Below are 20,971 nucleotides of genomic sequence, written 5' to 3'. Positions count from 1 at the left end.
CGGGACGGAATTCGGCTATCAGGCTGCGGGCCTGAGGGGTCACGCTCCCGCCGTATTTGGCACGGAGAGAGCCGGCTGAGGGCGACCGGCCGAGGGTCCGCGCACGGCCTCCGGGCGAGTTAAGAACATAAGGATTACGCAATGGATCATCGGATCGCATCGGCCCGGCCGCTGGGTCGGGCGTTGACCGTCACTTTGGCTGCCGCCGGCCTTCTGGCCGTCGCCGCGCCGGGTGCATTTGCTCAGGCGCAGAAGCCGCCGGCGGGCCGCCCCGCGGCACCGGCCGCGCAGCCACAGCAGCCCGCTCAAGCGCCGCAGCAACAGGCCGGCGATCAGCCGCAGCTGATGTACTCGCCCTGGATGAAGGTCTGCGGCAAGGGTCCGGACACCGGCGGCAAGCAGGTCTGCGTCGTCACCAAGGACGGCCGTCTCGAAAACGGCATGCCGGTCGCGATCGTGCAGCTCTTCGAGCCGGAAGGCGAGCAGAAGGTGCTGCGGATTACCGTTCCGCTCGGCATGCAGCTCGCGCACGGCACACGCGTGATCATCGACCAGAACCAGCCGCAGCAGTCGCCCTACAAGATCTGCTTCCCGGTCGGCTGCATGGCCGATTATCCGGTCACCGACGATCTGATCGCCAAGATGAAGAAGGGTCAGAACATCGTCGTTCAGGCGATCAACATGCAGGGCACGCCGATCAGCCTGCCGCTGCCGCTGAACGATTTCGCCAAGGCTTATGACGGTCCGCCGACCGATCCGAAGGCGTTCGAAGAGCAGCAGCGCAAGCTGCAGGAAGAGCTGCAGAAGAAAGCCGACGAAGCGCGCAAGAAGCTGGAAGGCGCGCAGGGTTCCGCCGCCCCGGCTGCGCCGGCGGCTCCCGCGCAGAAGAAGTAAGCGCTTCGACGCGATCGAAATGCGAAAGGCGCGGCTTCGGCCGCGCCTTTTTCGTTTTTCGTTGGACCCGTCGCCCTTCGAGGGCGGCCTTCGGCCGCCACCTCAGGATGACGGGACTAGCTCGGAATGAAGGGCTGAGTGTCGGTCAATGCAGCTGGCTGTCGCGCGGGATGTAGCCGCCGTCATCGTCCCAATCGAAGACGTCGGCGATATCGGGATGACGGACCGGCTTGCCGGAATTGTCGGGCAGCAGGTTCTGCTCCGAGACGTAGGCGACGTATTCCGTCTCGTCGTTCTCGGCATACAGATGATAGAACGGCTGGTCCTTGCTCGGCCGGATCTCCGCCGGAATGGACTCCCACCACTCCTCGGTGTTGTTGAACACCGGATCGATGTCGAAAATCACGCCACGGAACGAGAACAGGCGGTGCTTGACCACCTGACCGATATTGAACTTGGCGTTGCGCATCTTGCTCATGGCCACACCAGATAGTCCAACATCGTGGCGGGCGCTAGACGGCTACAGCCCATATCGCGCGCCCATCTCCGGGTCCTTGGCCGCGACCAATTTAGCGAGGTCCAGCAACACCTTGGCCTGTTTCCAGGTGGCGTCGTCCTGCATCTTGCCGTCGATCATGACGGCGCCCGCGCCGTCGGGCATGGCCTCGACGATCTTCTTGGCGAAGGCGACCTCGGCCGGATCGGGCGAGAATACGTTCTTGGCGATGGCGATCTGCGACGGGTGCAGCGTCCAGGCGCCCAGGCACCCCATGAGGAAGGCATTGCGGAATTGGGCCTCGCAGGCGGCGAGGTCGGCGAAATCGCCGAATGGGCCGTAGAAGGCCTTGATGCCAGCGGCGGCGCAGGCGTCGACCATCTTGGCGGTGGTGTAGTGCCAGAGATCCTGCTGATAGGCGGCGCGGGGGGCGTCGGGCGTAGCCGGTGCGGCATCGGCCAGGACCTTGTACTCCGGGTGTCCGCCGCCGACGCGCGTCGTCTTCATCGCCCGCGAGGCGGCAAGGTCGGCCGGGCCGAGGCTCATGCCGTGCATGCGCGGCGACGCCGACGCGATCGCCTCGACATTATTGACGCCCTGCGCCGTCTCCAGGATGGCGTGGATGAGGATCGGCTTCTTGATCTGGTGGCGCGCCTCGAGCTGCGCCAGCAACTGATCGAGATAGTGGATGTCCCACGGCCCATCGACCTTGGGCAGCATGATGACGTCGAGCTTGTCGCCGACGGCGCCGACGATCTCGGTCACGTCGTCCAGCACCCAGGGCGAATTGAGCGCGTTGATGCGCGTCCACAGCCCGGTGGCGCCGAAATCGGTCGCCTTCGCCATCGCGATGAAGCCGGCCCGGGCAGCCGCCTTGGCCTCGACCGGGATGGCGTCTTCGAGGTTGCCGAGCACCACGTCGACCTGTTTGACCATCTCCGGCACGCGCGCCCGCAGCTTTTCCATGTGCGGCGGCACGAAGTGGATCATGCGCTCCAGCCGCACCGGCAGCTCACGCAAGGGGGCCGGGGCGCCGATGGCGAGGGGGGCGAAAAACTGGCGGGGAAGCTTCACCGGTGAGGTCCTTCCAAAACGCAAGCCTGCCGTTTAGAGGAATGCAAAGGCCACGCCAAGTAGCTAGGAAGTAGCGACGAACTAGCTAGGACGTGGCGACACTACCGGCCCGGGGGCCGGCCGGGACCTTCCGCGCATGCTCGACGTCGTCAATTTAGCGCTGCCGTTCTTCGGCCTGATCCTCGTCGGTTTCGTCTGCGGCAAGCTCAAGCAAATCCCGGACACGGCGCTGGGTTGGATGAATTTCTTCATCATCTACGTCACGCTGCCGGCGCTGTTCTTCCGCATCCTGGCGCAGACGCCGCTGGAGCAGCTTGCCCGCATCGAGTTCGTCATCGCGACCACGCTCTCGACCTTCTGCGCCTTCGTCATTTCCTTCGCGATCGGCATGGCGCTGCGCCACCGCAGCATCGCGGAGGCGACCATTGCGGGCCTTGCCGGCGGCTACGGCAATATCGGCTACATGGGGCCGGGTCTCGCGCTGGCGACGCTCGGCGCGCAGGCGGCCGGACCCGTGGCGCTGATCTTCTGCTTCGACACACTGCTGCTGTTCTCGCTGGTGCCGTTCATGATGGCGCTCGCCAATCCGCAGCAGTCGAGCATCGGCGCCACCGCCTTCGACGTGCTCAAGCGCATCGTCACGCATCCGCTGGTGCTGTCGACGGCCGCCGGCGTGGCGTCGGCGGCGATCCATTTCGAGCCGCCGGTCGCGCTCGACCGCCTCCTGCAGTTCTTGCAGAATGCCGCCGCGCCCTGCGCGCTGTTCACCTTGGGCGTCACCGTGGCGCTGCGACCGCTGAAGAAGATGCCGTGGGAAGTGCCGTTCCTGGTGCTGGTGAAACTCACGCTGCACCCGGTCATCGTTTTCGTGATGCTGTCCGTGTTCGGCCCGTTCGACAAGACCTGGATCGACGCCGCGGTGCTGATGGCGGCGCTGCCGCCGGCGCTCAATGTGTTCGTGTTCGCGCGCCAATACGACACCTGGGTCGAGCAGGCGTCGAGCGCGGTGCTGATCGGCACCTTGGTGTCGGTCGTGACGCTCACCAGCGTCATGTGGCTGGTGAAGACGCATAACCTGCCGCCCTTGTTGTGGTGACGCGCATGCAGCCGTTGTCGGGTCTGCTCGTTCTGGACTTCACGACGTTGCTGCCGGGGCCGCTTGCGACCTTGATGCTGGCGGAAGCCGGCGCCGAGGTGATCAAGATCGAGCGGCCGGGCGGCGAGGACATGCGCCGCTTTCCGCCGCAGTTCGACGGCGAGGGTGCGGCCTACGCGCTGCTCAATCGCGGCAAGCAAGGGCTGACGCTCGACCTGAAAAGCGAGGCCGATCGCGCGAAGCTCAAGCCGCTGATCGCGCGCACCGATATTCTCGTCGAGCAGTTTCGTCCCGGCGTGATGGCGCGGCTGGGCCTCGGCTACGACGAGGTCGCCACGCTCAATCGGAAGCTGATCTATTGCTCGATCTCCGGCTACGGCCAAGCAGGCCCGCGCGCCGATGAGGCCGGCCACGATCTGAATTACATCGCCGCGACCGGCTTGCTCGATCTGCAGCCGGGGCCGATCGAGCGTCCGGTGGTGCCGCCGATGCTGGCGGCCGACATTGGCGGCGGCAGCTTTCCCGCGGTGATCAACATCCTCCTGGCGCTGCGGGCGCGCGACCAAAGCGGGCAGGGTTGTCATCTCGACATCGCCATGACCGATGCGATGTTCACCTTCGGCTGGTACGCGCTGGCGCTGGGCGCGGCGAGCGGCCGCTTCCCGAAGCCGGGCGAGTTGATGCTCGCCGGCGGCTCACCGCGCTATCAGCTTTATCCGACCAAAGACGGCCGCATCGTCGCCTGCGGTGCGCTGGAGCAAAAGTTCTGGCTCGCCTTCGCGCAGGCGATTGGTCTTGCACCGGACTATGTTGACGACACGCGCGATCCTGAGGCCACGCGCGAGGCCGTTGCGAAGTTGATCGCGGCGCGCACCGCCGACGAATGGCGCCCGCTGCTGGCGCAAGCCGATTGCTGCGCCACCATCGTCACGCCGCTCGAGGAGGCGCTACGCGATCCGCATTTCGTGGAACGCGGCCTGTTCGCGCATGAGGTCGAGGTCGGTCACGCCAAGACACTGCCGGCGATCCCGGTTCCGATCGCGCCGCAGTTTCGCGGGAAGCCGGGAACGAAGAAGGCGCCCTGATGACTCGTCATGGCCGGGCTTGTCCCGGCCATCCACGACCTGCTTGTTGAAGCGCATCTAAGGAAGGCGTGGATGCCCGGCACAAGGCCGGGCATGACGGGAGAGTCAAAGCATCTCCCCTCGCATCAGCCTTGGCTCCGCGCCACGCGGGGCGATGCCTTCGCGCATGACGGCACGGCGCAACGGGCCGATGCGGTCGATCATGTAGACGCCGAGGCCGCGCAGCGCCTGCGCCGGCAACAGGTCCGAAAGCAAAGTGCGGTTGAGGGCGTTGATGGCCATGGTCCGGCTCGTCACGTCGCCGCGGCGTTTACGCTCGTAGACCGCGAGTACGTCATCGCCGCCGATGTCGCGGCCGTGGCGCTCGGCATCGACGGCAAGCTCGGCAATGGTGGCGGCATCGCGCAGGCCGAGGTTCAGACCCTGGGCGCCGATCGGCGGCACCACATGCGCGGCCTCGCCGACGAGGGCGATGCGATGCGCACCGAAGCTGCGCGCGGTCGCGACCGACAGCGGAAACAGGCCGCGGCCGGGTTCGACTTCGACCTTGCCGAGGATTGAATGCGCGGCGTGCTCGATCTCCTCCGAAAGGGCATCGTCGTCCATCGCCGCCAGTTCCTCGGCGTCCATCGGGTCCAAGACCCAGACCAGACTCGAGCGCCTGCCGGGCAGCGGCACGAGCGTAAAGGGCCCGGTCGGCGTGTGGAATTCCGTCGACGTTTCCAAGTGTTCACGGGAGTGCTTCAAGCAGACCGTGAGGGCGACCTGGGGATAGCGGCGGGTTTGCAGGTCGATGCCGGCGGCTTCTCGGCACAGGGAGCCACGGCCATCGGCGCCGACCACCAAGGGGGCCCGCAGCACCTCGCCGTTGTCCAGCGTGACGGCCACGCCGTCCGCTTCTGACTCGACCGCGACAACCGCGACGTCCATCAGCCGCAGATGGGGCAGAGCCCGGGCGCGCTGCTCGAGCGCCGCCAAGAGGTCCTGGTTGACGATGTTGTGGCCGAAGGCGTCGCGCTCGAGTTCATAGGCCTCGAACTTGGCCTCCGGGGCGCGCCAGAGCCGGCCGGTGTCGTCGACGATGCGCAAGGTGCGCAGCGGCGCCGTCTTCTCCTCGCAGAGTTCCCAGACCCCGAGCGCCTCCAGGGCCGTCACGGAGCCGCCGAGCAGGGCGGTGGTGCGGTTATCGGATCTGTCCGGCCGCTTGCCGGCCAGAACCGTATCGAGGCCGCCCTGCGCCAGCGCAAGGGCGGCGGTGAGGCCGGCGGGGCCGCCGCCGACCACGATCACCTGGGCGCTATTGGGGGTGTTTTTGTCCGGCATCAAAGGCTTAGACTCCGTTCCGCGCTAGCCGATTAGCACGCTGCGCCGGTCGCAACCATCGGGGATGCCCCGGATGGCGCCGCCCGGCGTTGGTAGGCTATGCACGGCGGAAGGACGATTCCGTGACCGAGACCACCCGCGAACCGCTTGCGCATCTGCCTCCGGCCGAGGGCCGCTTGGGCAGCGTGCTCGCGCGGCCGAAGGCCATCGCAGCGTTCTGCGTCGTCGCGCTCACCGTGCTCGGCTGGGCCTATCTCGCGGTGCTGACAGCCGGGGCCGCCGATCCCTTGAGCGCGTTCGACGCGCTGTGCCGGGCCATGGCCGATACATCGTCCGGGTTCAGCGGCGCGGCGCTCATCGCCCTGATGTGGGGCGCCATGACGCTGGCGATGATGCTGCCGAGCGCCGCGCCGATGATCTTCACCTATGCCGAGATCGCCGACACCGCCGCCAAGAAAGGCGAGCGCATCGTGTCGCCCTTCGTGCTGGCCGGCGGCTATCTCACGATCTGGTTCGCGATCGCGGCCGGCGCGACCTTGGCGCAGATCGGCCTGACGCGCGTCGCGCTGCTCGACACCGGCATGGCCTCCGCCAGCGGGCTGTTCTCCGGCGCCATCTTCCTGACAGCCGGCGTCTATCAGTTCAGCGCGCTCAAGCATGCCTGTCTCACGCAATGCCAGCGGCCGTTCCCGTTCTTCTTCGCCAATTGGGCGACGACGACAGCGGGCGTCTACAAACTCGGCCTGCGGCAGGGGCTTTATTGCCTCGGCTGCTGCTGGGCGATGATGGGCGTCATGTTCGCCGTCGGCCTGATGAATGTCATCTGGATGGCCGGCCTCGGCATCGTCATGACCGTCGAGAAGATGGGCACCGGCCGCAAGTTCACGCACGCCGTCGGCGTGGTGTTGATCGCGGCGGGAATTGCCTTCATCGTCGTAGCCTTCGCCGCCCATTGGCCGATCCGCGCGGCTTAAGCTACAAATCAAGAAAAGACCGGGAGGAAGCGTGACCGAAGCGTGGACCTTGAAAGGCGAGATGACGCTGTCGTGCAGCTGCACGGTGTTCTGTCCCTGCGTGCTCTCGCTCGGCGAACACCCGCCGACCGAAGACCGCTGCCAGACCTGGGCCGGCATCCGCATCGACGACGGCCAGTTCGACAATGTCGATCTCTCCGGCATCAATCTCGGCTTGATGATGGACCTGCCGGGCATCATGGCGCGGGGCAACTGGACGGCCGCGTTGTTCATCGACGACAAGGCGCCGATCCAGGCGGTGAAGGGACTCACCCGCATCTTTACCGGCCGCGTCGGCGGCACCACGCATCTCTTGTCGATCCTGGTCGGCCAGTTCCTCGGCGTGCATCAGGTGCCGATCACCTACGAGACGCAGGGCGATACGCGGCTCATCAGCCTCGACAAATATGGCGGCGGCGCCATCACGCCCGTGAAGGGCAAGGAGCAGGGCGACAACGTCGTCATCCGCAACAGCCAATATTGGATCGGCCCCGACGTCATCGTCGCCAAGTCGGAGAAGTCGCGCTTCCGCGGCTTCGGCCGCAATTGGAACCTCGGCGGCCGTTCGGCCGAGATCGTCAAGCTCAATTGGGGCAACCGGTAAGTGCCGACCTTCGCGCGCGTCCGCGCTTACGCCGTCCATATCCTGACCGCCAGCGGCGCCGCCTTCGCGCTGATGGCCATGGTGTTCGCCACCGGCGGCCATTGGGAAGCGATGTTCGTCTGCCTCGGCCTTGCCCTCGTGGTCGACGGGGTCGACGGGCCGTTGGCGCGCGAGTTCAAGGTGGCCGAACTGTTGCCGCGCTGGTCGGGCGACACGCTCGACCTCGTCGTCGACTTCACCACCTATGTGTTCGTGCCGGCCTATGCCATCGCGGCGAGCGGGCTGTTGCCGGTGTGGTTCGAACTGGCCGCCGGCATCATCGTCGTCATCTGCGGCGCGCTCTATTTCGCCGACCGCGACATGAAGACCGACGACAACTATTTCCGCGGCTTTCCGGCGCTCTGGAATCTCGCGGCCTTTTATCTCTACATTCTGCAGCCGCCCGGATGGGCGGGCGTCACCTTGATCCTGGCGCTGGCGGTGCTCAGCTTCGTGCCGTTCAAATTCGTTCACCCCGTGCGCGTTCGCCATCTGCGGCTGCTCAACATCGCGCTGCTGATCGTGTGGGCCGCGCTGGCGCTGGTCGCGGTCTTCGCGGGGCTCAACCCCGGGCCTTATGTCGTCTGGACGCTGGTGCTGATCGCCGTCTACTTCTGTCTCGTCGGTCTGTTTCGGCCTGCCGCGCAAGACCTATAAGAAAACCGGAGGGGACTCATGACACGACCCGTGCTTCTCATTGCCGGCGGCAGCCGCGGCATCGGCGCCGCCACGGCAAAGCGCGCCGGCGAACGCGGCTACGATGTCGCCATCAACTACAAGAGCAACGCCAATGCCGCCGCCGACGTCGTCGCCTCTGTGAAGAAAGCCGGGGGAAAAGCGCTCGCCATTCAAGGCGACATGGCGAGCGAGGCCGATATCGCCCGTGTGTTCGGAGAGACGGCGCAGGCGCTCGGCCCCGTCACGCACTTCGTGCACTCGTCCGGCATCATCGGGCCTTATTCGCGGCTCGACGAAGCGGACGCGACGATGATGCGGGAGGTGTTCGAGGTGAACACCTTGGGCGCGATCCTGTGCCTGCGCGAATGCGCGCGGCATATGTCGACCAAGCACGGCGGCAAGGGTGGCGCGGTGGTGATGCTCTCGTCGATGGCGGCCACCATCGGCGGCGCCGGCGAATGCGTCTGGTACGCCGCCGCCAAAGGCGCGGTCGATTCCATGGTCATCGGCATGAGCCGCGAAGTCGCGAAAGAGGGCATGCGCGTCAATGCCGTCACCCCCGGCGTCATCGACACCGACATCCAGCCGGCCGGCCGCATCGAGCGGGTCGGACCGATCCTGCCGATGGGCCGCCCCGGCGAAGCGCACGAGGTTGCGGAAGCGATTCTGTTCTTGCTGTCGGACGCGGCATCCTATGTGAACGGCGCGAACTTGCGAGTGTCCGGCGCGCGCTGACATTTCCGTGCGGCGTCTCGACACGCCGCGCATGTTCCTTGCTTTTTGGCCGGGCCGCATTGTCCGTTGCCGAGACGAATGATGCACTTCCTTCCATAAGGGGAGGAAAAAACATGAAACGTCCTGTGGTTTTGATCGTCGGCGGCAGTCGCGGCATCGGCGCGGCAACGGCGCGGATGGCAGCGCGTGCCGGTTACGATGTCGCGGTGAGTTTCAAGAGCGACGGCAACGCGGCGGCGGCCGTGGTCAATGAGGCGATCGCCGCCGGCGGACGCGCCGTCGCCATCAAGGCGAACGCGGTCACCGAAAGTGAGATCGAACGGATGTTCGACGATGCGGCGGCGGCGCTTGGAGCGATCGGCCACGTCGTGCACAGCGCCGGCATCGTCGGCAAGAACGCGCGGCTCGACCGTGCCAGCGCCGAGACCATCCGCGAGGTCATCGACGTCAATCTTTTCGGCGGGCTGTTGTGCGCGCGCGCCGCGGCGCGTCGCATGTCACGCGCGAGCGGCGGCGAGGGCGGCGCGATCGTGCTGCTCTCCTCGGTGGCCGCCGTCACCGGGGCACCGAACGAGTATGTTTGTTACGCCGCGGCGAAAGCCGGCATCGAAGCAGCCACGCGCGGCCTCGCGCGCGAACTGGCCAAGGAAGGCGTGCGAGTGAATTGCCTGCGGCCCGGCACCACGGACACGGACATCCATGAGCCCGGCAGGCTTGCACGCGTGACGCCGCTATTGCCAATGGGGCGGCCGGGGCAGCCCGACGAGATCGCGGCGGGCATCCTGTTCCTCCTGTCGCCCGCGGCGTCCTATGTGAATGGCGCGGTGCTCAGCGTGTCCGGCGGCATCTGAAGGCATGAACGGACCCGGCTTGCGCTCCGGCCCGCGCCGCCTATGATCCGCGCCGAATTTGTTCGCCAGAACAAGTCTTCAAGGGGTGAAACATGGTCGCAGCAGTCCGCGTTCATAAACACGGCGGTCCGGAAGTCCTGACGTTCGAGGACGTCGAGGTACCGGCGCCCGGTCAGGGCCAGATCAAGATCAAGCAATACGCCAGCGGCGTGAACTTCATCGACACTTACTTCCGTTCCGGTCTCTATCAGTCGCCGGTCGGCATGCCATTCGTCGCCGGCAACGAAGGCGCGGGCGAGGTGATCGCGGTCGGCCCCGGCGTGACCGATCTCAAGGTCGGCGACCGCGTTGCTTACGTCGTGGCGCTCGGCGGTTATTCGGCCGAACGCCTGCTGCCGGCCGAGCGCGCCGTGAAGCTGCCGGACAACATCGGCTACGAGCAGGCGGCCGGCATGATGCTCAAGGGCATGACCGCGCAATATCTGCTCAACCGCACCTTCAAGGTCGGCAAGGGCACGACCGTGTTGATGCACGCGGCGGACGGCGGCGTCGGCCTCATCCTGTGCCAATGGGCGAACCATCTCGGCGCGACGGTCATTGGCACCGTCGGCTCGAAGGAAAAGGCGGAGCTCGCCAAGAAGAACGGCTGCCACCACACGATCCTCTATCGCGACGAGAACTTCGTCGATCGCGTGAAGGAGATCACCGGCGGCAAGCTCTGCGACGTCGTCTATGACGGCATCGGCGCGTCGACCTTCCCGGCCTCGCTCGACTGCATCCGTCCGCTCGGCTACTTCGTCAGCTTCGGTTCGGCGTCGGGGCCGATCAAGGCCTTCGACATCAACATGCTACAGTTCAAGGGCTCGCTGTTCGCGACCCGGCCGACGCTCAACCACTACGCCGCCAAACGCGAGGACCTCGTGTCGATCGCCTCGGACCTGTTTGACAAGGTCGGATCGGGCGCGGTGAAGATCCCGGTCAACCAGAAGTTCGCCCTCAAGGACGCCCGCCAGGCACATGAGCACCTGGAAGGCCGCGAGACCACAGGCTCGACCATCCTGATCCCGTAGCCGGCGGAAATCGTAATATTTTTCAACGGGTCATGGCCGGGCTAGTCCCGGCCATTGGCTTTCGGTAGGCATGGTCCTTGCCTCTCGGAGACGGAGTCGGCGGGATGAGCCCGCCGTCGCCCACCACGTTGGATCCCATGCCGCGCACGCCACTCGCCCCCCTCGATCAGGTCTCGCGTTTACCGCTCCGCTCCCCTTCGAAGCGGGGAGGCTGAGCCATGGACGTCTTTCTGGGCGAATGGGCGAACCTGCTGATCCGTTGGATGCATCTGGTCGTCGGCATCGGCTGGATCGGCACCTCATTCTACTTCATGGCGCTCGATTACTCGCTGAACAAGCTCGGCCAGAAGCAGGGCGTGCTCGGCACCGCCTGGCAGGTGCATGGCGGCGGCTTCTACTTCGTCGAGAAGTACACGGTGGCGCCGCCGCAACTGCCCGAGACGCTGCACTGGTTCAAATGGGAGGCCTATCTCACCTGGGTCTCGGGCTTCGGCCTGCTCATCGTGCAGTATTACATCCATGCGCGCTCGTACCTGATCGACCCATCGGTGCTGCCGCTGACACCGTGGCAGGCGATCGGCATCTCGCTCGGTTCGATCCTGGCCGGCTGGGCGATCTATGAAGGCCTGTGCCGCTCGCCGATCGGACAGAACACGACCATTCTGGCGATCTGCTTCTTCGCGCTGATCATGGGCGCGGCGGTATTCTACACCCACGTGTTCTCGGCGCGCGGCGCCTTCCTGCATGTCGGCGCGCTCACCGGCAGCATCATGGCGACCAACGTCTTCGCGGTGATCATCCCCAACCAGAAGAAGATGATCGCGCAGATGATCCAGGGCAAGACGCCCGATCCGTATTACGGCATGGTCGGCAAGCAGCGCTCGACGCACAACAACTACCTGACGCTGCCGGTGCTGGTGATGATGGTGTCGCCGCACTATCCGTTCCTGTCGGCGCATCCGCATGCCTGGCTGGTGGTGGCGCTGATCCTGATCGCCGGCGCCAGCATCCGGCACTACCTCAACCGCGTCGACGCCGGCGACGATTGGAAGAACTACGGCTGGACTGCGCCGGTCGCCGTCGGTGCCTTGATGATCGCGATCTTCGTCACCGCGCCGCGCTCGAGCGGCGGCGGCGCGGCCGTCTCGGATGCCGAGGTGCTGGCCGTCACGCAAAAGCACTGCGTCATGTGCCATGCGGCCAAGCCAACGCACGAGGGCTTCACGGAAGCGCCCAAGAACATCACGCTCGATAACATTGCCAGCCTCAGGCAGTATGCCGCGCAAATCTACGTCCAGGCGGTCCAAACCAATGCGATGCCGCTCGGTAACGAGACCGGCATGACGCAGGAGGAGCGCGATGCGCTTGGCCGCTGGGTGAACGCGCAGAAATGAGCGAAGACATCCAACCGTGGGGCCGCGTATCGACGCTGCTGCTGGCCGCCGCCGTAATGGTGGCGGCGCAAATCATCGCCTTCACGGCGCTGCTGTCGCTCTTCGGCATGAGCTTGTCGAGTCACGGCGACATCGGCGGCGACGGCGTCTCGGTGACGCTGCTGATCCTGATCTCGACGCCGGTGCAGATCACGATGCTGATGCTGCTCGCGGCCCGGCGCGGCAATCCGCTTGATTATCTCGCGCTCGTCGTGCCCAAGCGCGGCGACGTGATCTTCGGCGTGCTGGCGATCATTGCACTGATCGTCGTCGCCGACGCGGTGAGCTGGCTGGCCGACCGCGACTTGGTGACGCCGTTCCAAACCGCGATCTATCGTACCGCCGATGCCGCTGGCTGGCTGCCGCTGTTGTGGTTCGCGGTCGTCATCGGGGCGCCGGCCGGTGAAGAACTGCTGTTCCGCGGTTTCCTCTTTCGCGGCTGGCTGCGCAAGCCGACCGACACCTGGGCCGTGATCGCCATCACCGCCGGCCTGTTCGCGCTGATGCACGTGCAATACGACTGGTTCGTAATGGGGCAGGTGTTCATCTTCGGCCTGCTGCTCGGCTTCATGCGCTGGGCCTCGGGCTCGGTCTTGTTGACGATGTTGCTTCACGCCATCATCAATTTCGAAGGCATGCTCGAAACCTGGATCAGCTTGAATGTCTGAGGTCGATGCCGCCCAACTCGGCGCGCGCGCCGAGGCGATGATCAAGGCGCTCGGCGCGATCTCGGCCGAGCCGGGCCGGCTGGTGCGCCTGTTTCTGACGCCCGAACATCGCCGCGCCGCCGATCTCGTCGCCGGTTGGATGCGCGAGGCGGGGCTGACGGTCTCCGAAGACGCGCTCGGCACGGTGCGCGGCAGCATCGGGCAGGGGCCGCGCCTCTTGATCGGCTCGCATATCGACACCGTCATCGACGCCGGCCAATACGACGGACCGCTCGGCGTCATCGCCGGCATCCTCGCGGTGTCGCATTTCGGCGGCAAGCCGCCGCTGCCGATCGACGTGCTGGCCTTCGGCGACGAGGAGGGCTCGCGCTTTCCGGCGACCATGGCGTCGTCCTCGGCCTGCGCTGGGGTGTTCGATACCGGCACGCTGGGTCTCGCCGATCGCAAGGGCGTCACCCTGGCCGAGGCCATCAAGGCCTATGGCAAGAACCCGGACGACATCGCCAAGGCGGCCTATCGCAAGGACGAGGTGCGCGCTTACGCCGAAGTGCATATCGAGCAGGGGCCTCTGCTCGAATTCGACGGCGAACCGCTCGGCGTCGTCACCGGCATCGTCGGCCAGAGCCGCTGGCGTGTCACGGTGACGGGCGAGGCGGGCCATGCCGGCACGGTGCCAATGCGGATGCGCCGCGATGCGCTCGCCGGCGCCGCCGAGATGGCCCTGATGATCGAGCGCGTCGGCAGGGACAATGCGGCGAGCCACATGGTGGCGACGGTTGGCCGCTTCGACGTCTCGCCGGGCGCGACCAACATCATCCCAGCTTCGGTGACGTTCACCATCGATCTGCGCGACCTCGACGACCGCCTGCGCCAGTCAGCCATCGACACCATCCGCCGCGAGGCGCGCGCCGTCGCCGAAAAACGCGATCTCGGCGTCATCTTCGAAGTGTTCCATGACGCTGCGGCGGTCGCCTCCGACGGCAAGCTGCAGCAGCATTTTGCCGATGCAATCACGGCGCTCGGCCACAAGCCCATGCGGTTGCCGTCCGGAGCCGGTCACGACGCGCAGACCATGGCGCAGCTCTGTCCATCCGCGATGATGTTCGTGCGTTGCCGCCGCGGCATCAGCCATAACCCGGCGGAGTATGCGAGCCCGGCCGACATGGGGCTCGCGGTCGCGGCCCTCATTCGATTTATCGAGCGCTTCGCGTCACAGTAGCGCGGCGATGCGCGCGAAGGCCGGATGCTGCGTGAGGCCGCCGGGCAGCCGCGGCAGGCCGATCACGGGCGTTGCATCCGTGAAGCGCGTGAGGCTTGCGACCGTTTCGTCGAGCTCGACCGGATTGCGTTCGCTCTCGCTCACCACGATGGCCGCGACTTTCAGCTTGCGTTGCGTCAGCACGTCGAGCGCCGTGAGCGTGTGGCTGATGGTGCCGAGATAGCCGCCGACCACGAGGATGAGCGGGATGCCGAGCGTGGCCATCCAGTCCAGCACCGTGCGCTGGCCGTCGATCGGAACCATGATGCCGCCGACGCCCTCGATGAACAGCATGCCCTTGTTGCCCTCGACCGCCGCGCGGCTGAAGCCGACCAGCGCGTCGAAGTCGATCGGCCGGTTCTCGCGCGCCGCCGCAAGGTCCGGCGACAGCGGCGCACGAAAGCGCCATGGCGCCATCGCGGCGATTTCTTCGGCATTGGTCTCCCTGCCGAGCGCCTTCAACAGCACGGCCGGATCGCTCGTCGTTTCCGTCGAGGAGTCGTAGCCACTGACCACCGGCTTGAGCGCCTCGACCGATTGGCCCGCCTCGCGCAGATAGCGGATCAGCCCGGCGGTGACGAAGGTCTTGCCGATATCCGTGCCGGTCGAGGTGACGAAATAAGCGCTCATGTTCAGGCCAAAATCCGCGTGCGCACGATGTCGGCGAGCCGTTCGATCTCGTCCATCGGGTGCTGCGCGGTGAAAGTGAGACGCAGGCGCGCGGTGCCTTGCGGCACCGTTGGCGGACGGATCGGCGCGACGAGGAAGCCTTCCTCCATCAGCAGACGCGACGCACTGAGCGCAGCGTCGGCTTCGCCGATGACGATGGGCACGATCGGGCTTTGGGCATCCGGCAGGCCGAGGCTCGCGGTGAAGACTTTCGCCTTCTGGACCGGCGCCGCGGCATAAGCCGGCTCGCGTTCGATAAGATCGAGCGCGGCAATCGCCGCCGCCACGGCGGAGGGCGGCAGGCCGGTCGAATAGACCAAGGTCCGCGCGCGGTTGCGCATCAGCTCGATCACCGGCGCGGAGGCGCAGAGATAACCACCATAGGCACCGATCGCCTTCGACAAGGTGCCCATCTGCAAGGGCACCGGCACGTGCGCATTGCCCATGAAGCTCGAGCCGCGGCCGCCGCCGATCACGCCGATGCCGTGCGCGTCGTCGCTCATCAGCCAGGCATCGTATTCCTCGCCCAGCGCTTGCAACGCTTCGAGCGGCGCCAGATCGCCGTCCATCGAGAACACGCCATCGGTGACGATAAGCGCGTGGTCGTGCGCGGCGCGATGTTCGGCGAGCAGCTCACGCGCATGCGCGACGTCGTTGTGGCGGAACTTGAGGACGCGCCCGCGCGACAGCTGCGTACCGGCGAACAGGCAGTTGTGCGCGAGTTCGTCAATCACGATCAGCCCGTCCGGCCCGATCAGCACCGGGATGATGCCGGAGTTGGCGAGATAGCCAGAGCCGAACACGACGGCGGCTTCCGTCTGCTTCACCTGCGCCAGCCGCGTTTCCAACTCCGCATACAGGGGATGATTGCCGGTGATCAGCCGCGAGGCGCCGGAACCGGCTCCGTAACGGTCAATGGCCGCCTTGGCCGCGGCCTTGATCGCCGGATGTTGGGTGAGGTTGAGATAATCGTTGCACGAGAACGACAGCAGCCGCTTGCCGCCGCGCTCGACGAAGATGCCGTCCTCGCGAAAGGTATCGGTCAGGCCGCGGCGCAAACTGCGGCTTTCAAGCTGGTCCAGTTTCTCTTGCGCGAAGGCGTCGAGCGAGTGCATCAGGACTACGTGTACACGTGACGGAGGGGTCCTTTGGACCCACGGGCGGGCGAGGTCAAGGACGCGGATGGCGGAAGATACCAGCAAAAGCAAGGCGGCGCCGGAATGGTATCGGGCGGGCCTGCCGCACATCTGGCTGCCTTACGCGCAGATGAAGACGGCGCCGGCACCGCTGCCAGTCGTCCGCACCGCCGGCAGCCGCATCGTGCTCGCCGACGGGCGCGAACTGATTGACGGCATCGCGAGCTGGTGGACCGCCTGTCACGGCTACAACCATCCGCACATCCGCGCCGCTGTCGCGCGCCAGATGGCCGACATGCCGCATGTGATGTTCGGCGGGCTGGTGCATGAGCAGGCGCTGACCTTGGCGCGCCGGCTGGCGGCCATGCTGCCCGGCGATCTGACGCGCGTGTTTTTCTCCGACTCCGGTTCGGTCTCCGTCGAAGTCGCGATGAAGATGGCGGTGCAGTACTGGCTCAACCGCGGCGTCCGCGCCAAGACCACCTTCGTCGCGTTCAAAGGCGGCTATCACGGCGACACCACCGGGACGATGGCCGTGTGCGATCCCGACGAAGGCATGCATGCGCTGTTTGCCGGATTGCTGCCGCAACACATCATCGCCGACTTGCCGGACACCGAGGAGCATGCCGCCGCGCTCGATGCGCTGCTCGCGCGCGCACACGGCACGATCGCCGGCATCCTCGTCGAGCCGCTGGTGCAGGGCGCCGGCGGCATGAAGTTTCACGACGCCGGGACCTTGCGCCGCCTGCGCGCGCTCGCCGACAAATACGAACTGCTGTTGATCTTCGACGAGATCTTCACGGGCTTTGGCCGCACCGGCGCGATGTTCGCGTGCGAAGCTGCGGGTGTCACGCCTGACATCGTCACCTTGTCGAAGGCACTCACCGGCGGCACGCTGCCGCTCGCGGCGACGATCGCGACGTCGACGGTGTTCGACGCCTTCTGGTCCGACGATCCGCAGAAGGCGCTCATGCACGGGCCGACCTTCATGGCCAACGCGCTCGCCTGCGCCGCGGCCAATGCCTCACTCGATCTGTTCGAGCGCGAGCCGCGGCTCGATCAGGTGGCCCGGATCGCGGCCGCGCTGGAGGAGGGTCTCGCACCGGCGCGTGAGTTTCTGCGGGTGAAAGACGTCCGTGTGAAAGGCGCCATCGGCGTCGTCGAACTCGACCGCATCGACGATGTCTCCGCGCTGCGCGCGCACTTTGTCGGCGAGGGCGTGTTCGTACGGCCCTTCGGCAACATCGTTTATCTCGCTCCCGCCTTCACAATCGCCCAGGATGAGCTAAACACGCTCACAAGCGCCGTGCTGAAAGTCGTGCGCAGTTTGTAGGGCGAGGAAGCGACATGGGTGACTACACCGGACCGGTGATCGATACGCACCATCACATCTGGCTGCGCAAGGACGTGCCTTGGCTGGCCGAGCCGCCGATCCCGCGCATGTTCGGCGACTATTTCGGCATCCGCCGCGACTATCCGGTCGAAGAGTTCATGCAGGACGTGACGCCGCAGGGCGTTACCAAGTCGGTGCACGTCACCGCCAATTGGGGCCGGCCGCTCGACGAGACGCGCTGGCTCCAAGCGCAAGCGGACAAGCACGGTTTTCCGCACGGAATCGTCGCTCAGGTGGACCTTGCCGATCCGGACATCGAGGCACAGCTCAAGGCGCACAAGCAGTTTCCGAATGTGCGCGGCGTGCGGCAGATGCTCTATTGGGACCCGCTGCCGGTGCGCCAGGCGGTGCCGCGCCCGGACTACTGCAACGCGCCGGAATTCCACCGCGGCTTCGCGCTGCTGGAAAAGTACGACCTCAGCTTCGAACTGCAGGTCTATGCGCCGCAAGCCGGCTATGCGGTCGAGCTGATCAAAGCCTTTCCGAATGTGCGCATGATCCTGGTGCACGCCGGCATGCTGACCGACCGCACATCGGAAGCCATCGACACGTGGCGCCACGCGCTCACGGCCATGGCCGCGTTTCCGAACATGCATGTGAAGCTGTCCGGCCTCGGCATGTATAGCGGCGGCCTGACCCTGCCGCAGGGGCGGCAAGTGATCCGCGATGCCATCCAGATCTTCGGCGTGGCGCGCACGATCTACGGCAGCAATTTCCCGCTCGAGAAGCTGCACGCGAGCTACGCCGACTTCTTCGGCATCTATCGCAAAGTGCTGTCAGAATATACCGACGCCGAACAGCGCGCGGTATTGCACGACAACGCGGTGAGGTTTTACCGCGTCTGATGCGTAGTTTGCCGGAGCGTCCGGTTGATGCAGATCAACGGCGGCTCTTTGTAGTTTCGTTCTAGTGCGCTCATCGGTTCAACGATGGAGACGATGATGCGCACGTTGATAATCAAGGCGCTCGCCGCGGCCGCCGTCACGGCCGCATTGTTGGCGCCGGCGCCGCGCGCCGAAGCGATGACGCCGGCGCGGATCGCGGCCGCGGCCGACATGGTCAATCATGTCGAAAAGGCGCGGGTGGTGCGGGTCTGCCGGCGGGTTTGGAACGGCTGGACCTGGATCACGCGCTGCCGCTGGGTGAATGTCTATTCCGGGCCGTACTACGGTCCGAACGGGCCTTACTATTATCGCGGCTATCGCTATCGCCGCTGGTAATACACACTGTCTAAAGCGCGGACGGTCGTGGCGGGCGCACGACCGTCACGCTGCAGGTGGCTTCCGCGGCGACCTTCGCCGAGACGCTGCCGAGCAGCTTACGCACGACGGACGCTTGGCGCGCGCCGATCAGAATGTGATCGACGCGGTTGTTCTCGGCGAATTCCAGGATGGCGGCGGCCGGATCGACCGCTTCCAGCACATGCACCGTCAGCCGCCGCTCGTCGAGCTCGAGCGGCGCCGCCCAATGACGCAAGCCGACGAGGCGGTCGATCTGCTTGCTGTGGCCTTGCGCGTCGAGCGTGGTGTCGAGCGCGATACGGCCGAGCCGGCGCACGTTCAGACACGCGAGCCGCGCCGACGGCAGCATCGCTAGCAGGCGCTGCGCCGACAGACGGAGCGCGTCGTTGACGCCTGCGGGCTCGGCCTCCAGGTCGATTGCCACCGCCACGATCGGCGCCGAGTGAAGCTGCGCGCTGACCGGGGCCTTGCCGCGCGGCGCCTTCAGGTCGGTGTTGAAACGCCGGCGCAAGGCGACGGTCCACGGATCGCGCGTCAGGCGTTCGGCGCGCTGCGTCAGCTTCACCTGATCGGGATGAGCAAGGTCGAAGGCAAGCTGGGCCGCTGTCGGATAGCGCCACGCCGGCTCGATCTCCAGACACTTGAGCACGATTTCCTGCAGCCAAAGCGGATAGTCTTCGCGCAATTGGCGCGGCGGAGGCGGATCGCGCCACAGGCGCCGCCGCATGCCGCGCAGGCTCTCGCTCTCGCCGAAAGGCCGTTGGCCCGTCGAGAAAAAATAGAGCAGCACGCCGAGCGCGAACAGATCGCTGCGCGGATCGTTGCGGATGTCGCGCAATTGCTCCGGCGACATATAGGGTGCGGTGCCGAAGGGGACGCGGAATTCCTCCTGCATCAAATCGGGCAGTTGCTCGTGATGCGACAGACCGTAGTCGAGCAATACCGCTTCGTCGGTTGCGCGAAACATGATGTTGCTCGGCTTGATATCGAGATGCACGACATGCTGCCGGTGCAGATCGTCGAGCGCGGTTGCGATCTTGACACCGATGTCGGCGACCTCGGCGTAGGGCAGGGGCAGGTCGCCGAGACGGGACAGGAGCGATTTGCCGGTGATCTGCTCCATCACGATATAGGGCTGCACCGCGAAGTCGCCGACGCCGAAGCATTTCGGCACATGCGGGCCCAACAGGCGCGGCACGATCATCTGCTCCATCTCGAAGGAGACGACGGCCGCGGGATCGGCGCCTTCGGCGATATGCGGCACCTTCATCAGCATCGGCGTTTCGATGTCGCCGCGCGTGACCCGCCACAAGGTCGCCATGCCGCCGCGATGGACCGGCTCTTCGAGACGAAAGCCGTCGATCACCGATCCGGCTGCGAGCAGCGGCTTGACCATGTCTCACATCCCGCGGAACAGCCGCTCGGCCAGCCAGACCGGCAGGCCCGCTTTGCGGATTCGATCGGCGGCGGTGTCGACATCGTAAGCCGCACGGCAATAGGTCAATTCGCGCCTGTCGGTGTCGAGCAGCGCGTAAGCGGCGGCCGGATTGCCGTCACGCGGCTGACCGACCGCGCCGAGCACCGCGAGCCAGCGTCGCCCCGGCAGCAACGGAATGGCGACGTCGGTGACCGGCGTGAAGGCGGTCATCTTCGCCGTCGCGGAAAGGCTGTACAGCGCCGGTTGGTGGATATGACCGCAGAAGGTCACTTGCGCATCGGTGGCCATCAGGCTGCGCGAGGCCTCGACCGTGCTTTGCACGTAGATCCATTTCGCCGGATCGCTGGCGTCGGCATGAACATAGAGACGGTCGCCGTCGCGTTGCGTCATCGGCAAGGTCGTCAAAAAGTGGCGCTCGGCCACGCCCAACACGCCGCGGGTCCATTCCAGCGCCACTTCGGCCTCGAGATTCATCGAGCCGCTCGGCGTCTCGACAGCCTGATCGTGATTGCCCCGGACGGCCTGTGCGCCATCGGCGACGAGGGCCATCACCGTTTCCGTAGTCCAAATCGGATCGGCGCCGTAACCGACGTAGTCGCCGAGCAGCACGTATCGTTCCGCGCCGCGCTCGCGCGCCTGGGCGAGGCAGGCTTCGAAGGCCTGCCGGTTGGCGTGGATGTCGGCGAAGAAGGCGATCAACACGGCAAGGTCCCGGATTTGGCAAGCATGGCGCCATAGCGGCACCGGAACATGATCTTTGTCAAACGCCGCGCGCGG

The 20,971-nt window shown here is 66.1% G+C and carries 22 protein-coding genes; 15 read left to right on the top strand and 7 right to left on the bottom strand.

Going from position 1 to position 20,971, the window contains the following annotated elements; all coding sequences use genetic code 11:
* Positions 1-141: 141 nt before the first annotated feature.
* Positions 142-894, top strand: a complete 753-nt coding sequence (locus tag DW352_RS05480; RefSeq protein WP_115689262.1) for an invasion associated locus B family protein — start codon at positions 142-144, stop codon at positions 892-894.
* Positions 895-1,039: 145 nt separating this feature from the next.
* Here the strand turns inward: DW352_RS05480 and hspQ are convergent, their stop codons facing one another.
* Both hspQ and DW352_RS05470 read right to left on the bottom strand, forming a co-directional pair.
* A complete protein-coding gene (hspQ, locus tag DW352_RS05475) occupies positions 1,040-1,372 on the bottom strand; it encodes a heat shock protein HspQ (RefSeq protein WP_115689260.1) in 333 nt (110 codons plus the stop codon).
* Between the two features lie 42 nt (positions 1,373-1,414).
* Positions 1,415-2,464 (bottom strand): HpcH/HpaI aldolase/citrate lyase family protein, encoded by a 1,050-nt coding sequence (locus DW352_RS05470; RefSeq protein ID WP_115689258.1) that lies wholly within the window; start codon positions 2,462-2,464, stop codon positions 1,415-1,417.
* 136 nt (positions 2,465-2,600) lie between these two features.
* Here DW352_RS05470 and DW352_RS05465 point away from each other — a divergent pair, with 136 nt between their 5' ends.
* Positions 2,601-3,560 (top strand): AEC family transporter, encoded by a 960-nt coding sequence (locus tag DW352_RS05465; protein WP_115689256.1) that lies wholly within the window; start codon positions 2,601-2,603, stop codon positions 3,558-3,560.
* Between the two features lie 5 nt (positions 3,561-3,565).
* On the top strand, positions 3,566-4,645 hold the full coding sequence (locus DW352_RS05460; RefSeq protein ID WP_115694249.1) for a CaiB/BaiF CoA transferase family protein: 1,080 nt from the start codon (positions 3,566-3,568) through the stop codon (positions 4,643-4,645).
* 105 nt (positions 4,646-4,750) lie between these two features.
* Here the strand turns inward: DW352_RS05460 and DW352_RS05455 are convergent, their stop codons facing one another.
* Entirely contained in the window at positions 4,751-5,968 is a 1,218-nt protein-coding gene (locus DW352_RS05455) for a UbiH/UbiF family hydroxylase (RefSeq protein WP_115689254.1), read from the bottom strand.
* Positions 5,969-6,090: 122 nt separating this feature from the next.
* Between DW352_RS05455 and DW352_RS05450 the strand changes: the two genes are divergently transcribed.
* From DW352_RS05450 to DW352_RS05410, 9 genes are all read left to right on the top strand, one after another.
* On the top strand, positions 6,091-6,942 hold the full coding sequence (locus DW352_RS05450; RefSeq protein ID WP_115689252.1) for a DUF2182 domain-containing protein: 852 nt from the start codon (positions 6,091-6,093) through the stop codon (positions 6,940-6,942).
* Between the two features lie 61 nt (positions 6,943-7,003).
* Complete coding sequence (locus DW352_RS05445) at positions 7,004-7,585, top strand: DUF1326 domain-containing protein (protein ID WP_115694248.1); 582 nt, start codon at positions 7,004-7,006, stop codon at positions 7,583-7,585.
* Positions 7,586-8,281 (top strand): CDP-alcohol phosphatidyltransferase family protein, encoded by a 696-nt coding sequence (locus DW352_RS05440; protein ID WP_245434328.1) that lies wholly within the window; start codon positions 7,586-7,588, stop codon positions 8,279-8,281. It begins immediately after the preceding gene.
* An 18-nt stretch (positions 8,282-8,299) separates the two neighbouring features.
* Complete coding sequence (locus DW352_RS05435; RefSeq protein ID WP_115689250.1) at positions 8,300-9,037, top strand: SDR family oxidoreductase; 738 nt, start codon at positions 8,300-8,302, stop codon at positions 9,035-9,037.
* 113 nt (positions 9,038-9,150) lie between these two features.
* Positions 9,151-9,888: an SDR family oxidoreductase gene (locus DW352_RS05430; protein ID WP_115689248.1), complete on the top strand. Its 738-nt coding sequence runs from the start codon at positions 9,151-9,153 to the stop codon at positions 9,886-9,888.
* Between the two features lie 92 nt (positions 9,889-9,980).
* Positions 9,981-10,958, top strand: coding sequence for a quinone oxidoreductase family protein (locus tag DW352_RS05425; protein WP_115689246.1), 978 nt, complete (start codon positions 9,981-9,983; stop codon positions 10,956-10,958).
* A gap of 218 nt (positions 10,959-11,176) precedes the next feature.
* On the top strand, positions 11,177-12,352 hold the full coding sequence (locus tag DW352_RS05420) for a urate hydroxylase PuuD (RefSeq protein ID WP_115689244.1): 1,176 nt from the start codon (positions 11,177-11,179) through the stop codon (positions 12,350-12,352).
* A complete protein-coding gene (locus DW352_RS05415; protein ID WP_115689242.1) occupies positions 12,349-13,059 on the top strand; it encodes a CPBP family intramembrane glutamic endopeptidase in 711 nt (236 codons plus the stop codon). The genes DW352_RS05420 and DW352_RS05415 overlap by 4 nt, the downstream gene beginning before the upstream one ends.
* Entirely contained in the window at positions 13,052-14,278 is a 1,227-nt protein-coding gene (locus DW352_RS05410; RefSeq protein ID WP_115689240.1) for an allantoate amidohydrolase, read from the top strand. Before DW352_RS05415 ends, DW352_RS05410 begins: the two co-directional genes overlap by 8 nt.
* Here DW352_RS05410 and bioD read toward each other — a convergent pair.
* The gene (bioD, locus tag DW352_RS05405) at positions 14,270-14,947 is read right to left on the bottom strand and encodes a dethiobiotin synthase (protein WP_115689238.1); all 678 of its coding nucleotides are present in this window, start codon (positions 14,945-14,947) and stop codon (positions 14,270-14,272) included. The genes DW352_RS05410 and bioD overlap by 9 nt on opposite strands.
* A 2-nt stretch (positions 14,948-14,949) precedes the next feature.
* Positions 14,950-16,101, bottom strand: a complete 1,152-nt coding sequence (gene bioF, locus DW352_RS05400; protein ID WP_115689236.1) for an 8-amino-7-oxononanoate synthase — start codon at positions 16,099-16,101, stop codon at positions 14,950-14,952.
* Positions 16,102-16,168: 67 nt separating this feature from the next.
* On the opposite strand from bioF, the gene DW352_RS05395 reads away from it, so the two are divergent.
* The 3 genes from DW352_RS05395 (at position 16,169) to DW352_RS05385 (ending at position 18,735) form a co-directional block, all read left to right on the top strand.
* Entirely contained in the window at positions 16,169-17,455 is a 1,287-nt protein-coding gene (locus DW352_RS05395; RefSeq protein ID WP_115689234.1) for an adenosylmethionine--8-amino-7-oxononanoate transaminase, read from the top strand.
* Between the two features lie 14 nt (positions 17,456-17,469).
* The gene (locus DW352_RS05390) at positions 17,470-18,360 is read left to right on the top strand and encodes an amidohydrolase family protein (RefSeq protein ID WP_115689232.1); all 891 of its coding nucleotides are present in this window, start codon (positions 17,470-17,472) and stop codon (positions 18,358-18,360) included.
* A 96-nt stretch (positions 18,361-18,456) separates the two neighbouring features.
* Positions 18,457-18,735 carry a hypothetical protein gene (locus DW352_RS05385; RefSeq protein ID WP_162826800.1) on the top strand — a complete coding sequence of 93 codons (279 nt, stop codon included), beginning with the start codon at positions 18,457-18,459 and terminating at the stop codon, positions 18,733-18,735.
* Positions 18,736-18,745: 10 nt separating this feature from the next.
* Here DW352_RS05385 and DW352_RS05380 read toward each other — a convergent pair whose 3' ends face one another.
* Both DW352_RS05380 and DW352_RS05375 read right to left on the bottom strand, forming a co-directional pair.
* Positions 18,746-20,152, bottom strand: coding sequence for a serine/threonine protein kinase (locus tag DW352_RS05380; RefSeq protein WP_115689228.1), 1,407 nt, complete (start codon positions 20,150-20,152; stop codon positions 18,746-18,748).
* Between the two features lie 3 nt (positions 20,153-20,155).
* Positions 20,156-20,896, bottom strand: a complete 741-nt coding sequence (locus tag DW352_RS05375; RefSeq protein WP_115694246.1) for a metallophosphoesterase family protein — start codon at positions 20,894-20,896, stop codon at positions 20,156-20,158.
* Positions 20,897-20,971: the final 75 nt, after the last annotated feature.

The sequence above is a fragment of the Pseudolabrys taiwanensis genome, assembly GCF_003367395.1.
GTDB classification, from domain to species: Bacteria; Pseudomonadota; Alphaproteobacteria; order Rhizobiales; family Xanthobacteraceae; genus Pseudolabrys; species Pseudolabrys taiwanensis.
The sequence above is the reverse complement of the archived record's forward strand: the minus strand, read 5'-3'. Positions and strand labels throughout refer to the sequence as shown.

Bases quoted from the DNA above. Each gene is read 5' to 3' on its own strand.
- DW352_RS05480 (WP_115689262.1), top strand. From the start codon at position 142: ATGGATCATCGGATCGCATCGGCCCGGCCGCTGGGTCGGGCGTTGACC.
- hspQ (WP_115689260.1), bottom strand. From the start codon at position 1,372: ATGAGCAAGATGCGCAACGCCAAGTTCAATATCGGTCAGGTGGTCAAG.
- DW352_RS05465 (WP_115689256.1), top strand. From the start codon at position 2,601: ATGCTCGACGTCGTCAATTTAGCGCTGCCGTTCTTCGGCCTGATCCTC.
- DW352_RS05460 (WP_115694249.1), top strand. From the start codon at position 3,566: ATGCAGCCGTTGTCGGGTCTGCTCGTTCTGGACTTCACGACGTTGCTG.
- DW352_RS05455 (WP_115689254.1), bottom strand. From the start codon at position 5,968: ATGCCGGACAAAAACACCCCCAATAGCGCCCAGGTGATCGTGGTCGGC.
- DW352_RS05445 (WP_115694248.1), top strand. From the start codon at position 7,004: ATGACGCTGTCGTGCAGCTGCACGGTGTTCTGTCCCTGCGTGCTCTCG.
- DW352_RS05435 (WP_115689250.1), top strand. From the start codon at position 8,300: ATGACACGACCCGTGCTTCTCATTGCCGGCGGCAGCCGCGGCATCGGC.
- DW352_RS05430 (WP_115689248.1), top strand. From the start codon at position 9,151: ATGAAACGTCCTGTGGTTTTGATCGTCGGCGGCAGTCGCGGCATCGGC.
- DW352_RS05425 (WP_115689246.1), top strand. From the start codon at position 9,981: ATGGTCGCAGCAGTCCGCGTTCATAAACACGGCGGTCCGGAAGTCCTG.
- DW352_RS05420 (WP_115689244.1), top strand. From the start codon at position 11,177: ATGGACGTCTTTCTGGGCGAATGGGCGAACCTGCTGATCCGTTGGATG.
- DW352_RS05415 (WP_115689242.1), top strand. From the start codon at position 12,349: ATGAGCGAAGACATCCAACCGTGGGGCCGCGTATCGACGCTGCTGCTG.
- DW352_RS05410 (WP_115689240.1), top strand. From the start codon at position 13,052: ATGTCTGAGGTCGATGCCGCCCAACTCGGCGCGCGCGCCGAGGCGATG.
- bioD (WP_115689238.1), bottom strand. From the start codon at position 14,947: ATGAGCGCTTATTTCGTCACCTCGACCGGCACGGATATCGGCAAGACC.
- bioF (WP_115689236.1), bottom strand. From the start codon at position 16,101: ATGCACTCGCTCGACGCCTTCGCGCAAGAGAAACTGGACCAGCTTGAA.
- DW352_RS05395 (WP_115689234.1), top strand. From the start codon at position 16,169: ATGGCGGAAGATACCAGCAAAAGCAAGGCGGCGCCGGAATGGTATCGG.
- DW352_RS05390 (WP_115689232.1), top strand. From the start codon at position 17,470: ATGGGTGACTACACCGGACCGGTGATCGATACGCACCATCACATCTGG.
- DW352_RS05385 (WP_162826800.1), top strand. From the start codon at position 18,457: ATGCGCACGTTGATAATCAAGGCGCTCGCCGCGGCCGCCGTCACGGCC.
- DW352_RS05380 (WP_115689228.1), bottom strand. From the start codon at position 20,152: ATGGTCAAGCCGCTGCTCGCAGCCGGATCGGTGATCGACGGCTTTCGT.